Raw genomic sequence first — 3199 nt, 5'->3', positions numbered from 1 at the left:
GCCGCCTACCGCGCGGCCCTGCTGGAATACACCCGCGAGCGCGCGCCGCTCGACTGGGCGATGACCCAGAACAACCTCGGCGCCGCGCTTCGGACGCTCGGGGAGCGGGAGGCGGGGACCGGCCGGCTGGAGGAGGCCGTCGCCGCCTACCGCGCCGCGCTGGAAGAGCGCACCCGCGAGCGCGCGCCCCTCCAATGGGCGATGAGCCTTGGAAACCAGGGTATCGCCCTGATGCGGCTTGCCGAACAGCGCCGGAACTTGGTCGGCGCCCGCCAGGCCTTGACCCAACTCGAACTCGCCTACGATGTTTTCCGAGACGCACAACACGTCAATGCCGGCTATTATGCGGCCCAATTGTCCGAGGCGCAGAAAATGGTTGGCCGTCTGACCGGCTCGACTACCCATTGATGTGGGTATGGTGCAGTCCTGAAGGTGTCGCGAAAAGGCGCGGAAAGGACGGCTGCACGTTGATGGAGCCGCTTGCACCGTGAGGCGAATGAGCCGATATTCGCATCATAGAATGAGGCTAATGTTGCCTCATTCGCCTCATCGGGGAAGCGGATGTACATCTGGCAACGTGACGACTGGCCGAGCTTCCGATGGGACGCCGCCCGCCTGATCCAACCGCTGGCGGCCGCGGCGCGCCGGCATGGAGCCCTTTCCGGGCTGCTCTACCCCTTGGGAGAACAGGACCGGCTGCTGGTCCAGTCCGACGCGGTGACCGAGGACGCGATCCAGTCGTCGCGCATCGAAGGCGAGACGCTGGCCCGCGACAGCGTCCGTGCGTCCGCCCGGCGACGCCTCGGCCTTGAAGCTGGCCCCGGAGGATCGAACGACCGTCGGGCGGATGGCGCCGTCGCGATGCTGCTGGACGCCACCCGGGACCCGAGCAGGCCCCTGACGGACGAAACCCTCTTCGGCTGGCATGCCGCCCTGTTTCCGACCGGTTGGTCGGAGATGAGGCGGATACCGGTCGGGCAATGGCGCCCGGGGCCGGAGCCGATGCAGGTCGTGTCCGGACCGGCGCATAACCCTGTCGTGCATTACGAGGCGCCTCCGGCGGACGCCGTGCCGGCGGAGATGGCCCGTTTCCTGACTTGGTTCAACGACCGGGTCGAACGCGCGGCGTTCGACCCGGTGTTGCGTGCCGGCCTGGCGCAGCTGTGGTTTCTGACCATCCACCCCTTCGAGGACGGCAACGGCCGGATCGGGCGTGCCATCGCCGACCGGGCCCTTGCCCAGGACGAGGCGATGCCGCAGCGGATGTTGAGCCTTTCGCAGGCCATCGCGGGGGACCGTGAGGGGTACTGGGACCGGCTGGAGGAGACACAGAAGGGCAACGGCGATGTGACGGGCTGGTTGGCGTGGTTCGTCGACGCTTACGACCGCTCGGCCCGCGACGCCGAGGTGGCGATCGGCGGCGTGCTCCGCCGCACGAAGATGCTGGACCAGGCGCGCCAGGCCGGCGTCACGCCGCGTCAGGAGGCCGTGCTCGTTCGTATGCTGGACCCGGAATGGAAAGGCTTCATGACGTCGCCGAAATGGGCGAAGCTGATGGGCTGCAGCATGCCGACGGCGCAACGGGATATTGCCGACCTCGTGGCCAAAGGGCTTCTGGCTGCCAATCCGGGCGGAAGCAAGAACAGCTCCTATCGCCTCGCCGGCCCCTTGGCTCCGGCCGACATGCCGCCGGCGACGCTCCAGCCGTTTTTCGCCGAACCGACGGAGGAAGGCCGCCGGAAGGCGAAGGCGCTGGTTCGGGCGATGAGTGCCGATGAGATCCGGCTGCGTCTGACCGTGTCGGAAGCGCTCGCCGGCCAGTGGGCGGGCGACCCCTTGCGGGCGACGGCCCTCCCGTCCTTGCGGGCGGGAATCGAGCTTCTGGCGGGAGAAGGGGCTGGACGGCAGGCGCCGCGGAGCTCGGCACGCTCATCAGCGCTGGAGAGATAAGCGTCTACCCGACAGCAGCGGCACCAACAATGCAGATGATACAGGCGGCGGCATACAGCCAAAGCGCTACGCGTCCTTAACCACGCCGCCCAATTGCAAGACAAGTTACTACGACGTCCACCGCATCCATGCAACACGGCGCGCTGCGACGGTCTTGCCGTCCCTTGCGAAATGTCATGGACCGCGTTAAGTAATACCCAACATCATGTCGGTATTACCGAGGCGGCCATGGCCACGACGCTCACCACCAAAGGGCAAGTCACCATCCCCAAGCCGATCCGCGACCGCTTGGGCCTCGAGCCCGGCAGCGCCGTGGAATTCGAGATCGCGGAGGACGGGCGTGTCCTTCTGAGGCGGGCGGACCGAACGGTGCCGGCAAGAAGCCGGTTCGAGCGGCTGCGGGGCCGAGCCACCGCGGGCCTGAGCACCAATCAGATCATGGCGCTGACGCGCGGCGAGGACTGACCGCCGATGACCCTGGTCGACACCAACGTGCTCCTCGATCTCGTCACGAACGATCCGGTGTGGGCGGACTGGTCCATCCGGCAGTTGGACAGTGCCGCCGTCAAGGGGCCGTTGATCATCAACGACGTCGTGTATGCTGAACTGTCGGTGGGCTTTGAACGAATTGAGGACCTGGACGATCTGCTCGACGAAGCCGGGATCGCCATGGACGAGATTCCGCGCGAAGCTCTGTTCCTGGCCGGCAAGGCGTTTCGCCGTTATCGGACCGCAGGCGGCGCCCGCTCGGGCGTGCTTCCGGATTTCTTCATCGGCGCGCATGCCGCCGTGCTCGGGTTGCCGCTGCTGACTCGTGATGCCAAACGTTACCGGTCGTACTTCCCGTCCGTTGTTCTCATGGCTCCGGAAGCGCAATAGAATCGACAAGCGTGAGCAGACCGTCTGTGCCGCAGTTAATTTTCCATAAGCCATCTTATGGAGTTTTAGCTTGACAACGGATACGTGAGGTGGTCCCCGTTCCCCGGACAGATTTGCGGCTTTGCTAAGCTTGGTTCAGGTCCGTGTCATGCCGCCAATCTGATCCCAACCGGGGCCCCCTGGTGGGCTTCGGCCGGGGTTCGGCCGCCGAGCGCCGAGTGCGGTCGATCGGCGTTGTAATACTCGATCCACTGGCCGATTCCGGCCCGCGCCTCGCTGCCCAACTCGAAGGCGTGGAGGTAGACGCATTCGTACTTGGGGTCTGGGTAGCAACGGAACAGGATTCCTAGGTAAGGGGCACTACACGAAG

Annotated in this window: 4 protein-coding genes and 1 pseudogene; 4 read left to right on the top strand and 1 reads right to left on the bottom strand. The window is 65.9% G+C overall.

What is annotated here, in order from left to right; genetic code table 11:
• The 4 genes and pseudogenes from DXK32_RS13225 to DXK32_RS13210 all read left to right on the top strand — a co-directional run.
• Positions 1-408 (top strand): annotated as a pseudogene (locus DXK32_RS13225) (tetratricopeptide repeat protein); the annotation flags it as partial.
• A 153-nt stretch (positions 409-561) separates the two neighbouring features.
• Positions 562-1950, top strand: coding sequence for a Fic family protein (locus DXK32_RS13220; RefSeq protein WP_114858933.1), 1389 nt, complete (start codon positions 562-564; stop codon positions 1948-1950).
• Positions 1951-2178: 228 nt separating this feature from the next.
• A complete protein-coding gene (locus DXK32_RS13215; RefSeq protein ID WP_114858932.1) occupies positions 2179-2415 on the top strand; it encodes an AbrB/MazE/SpoVT family DNA-binding domain-containing protein in 237 nt (78 codons plus the stop codon).
• A gap of 6 nt (positions 2416-2421) precedes the next feature.
• Positions 2422-2829 (top strand): type II toxin-antitoxin system VapC family toxin, encoded by a 408-nt coding sequence (locus DXK32_RS13210; RefSeq protein ID WP_114858931.1) that lies wholly within the window; start codon positions 2422-2424, stop codon positions 2827-2829.
• Between the two features lie 146 nt (positions 2830-2975).
• Here DXK32_RS13210 and DXK32_RS13205 read toward each other — a convergent pair.
• A partial coding sequence (locus DXK32_RS13205; protein ID WP_162801163.1) for an integrase core domain-containing protein occupies positions 2976-3199 on the bottom strand: 224 nt, incomplete at its 5' end.

The sequence above is a fragment of the Azospirillum brasilense genome (genome assembly GCF_003349955.1).
Classification (GTDB): domain Bacteria; phylum Pseudomonadota; class Alphaproteobacteria; order Azospirillales; family Azospirillaceae; genus Azospirillum; species Azospirillum brasilense_B.
This window is presented reverse-complemented; position numbering and strand designations above follow the sequence as displayed.

Excerpts from the sequence above, each read along its gene's own strand:
- DXK32_RS13220 (WP_114858933.1), top strand. The coding sequence starts at position 562 with ATGTACATCTGGCAACGTGACGACTGGCCGAGCTTCCGATGGGACGCC.
- DXK32_RS13215 (WP_114858932.1), top strand. The coding sequence starts at position 2,179 with ATGGCCACGACGCTCACCACCAAAGGGCAAGTCACCATCCCCAAGCCG.
- DXK32_RS13210 (WP_114858931.1), top strand. The coding sequence starts at position 2,422 with ATGACCCTGGTCGACACCAACGTGCTCCTCGATCTCGTCACGAACGAT.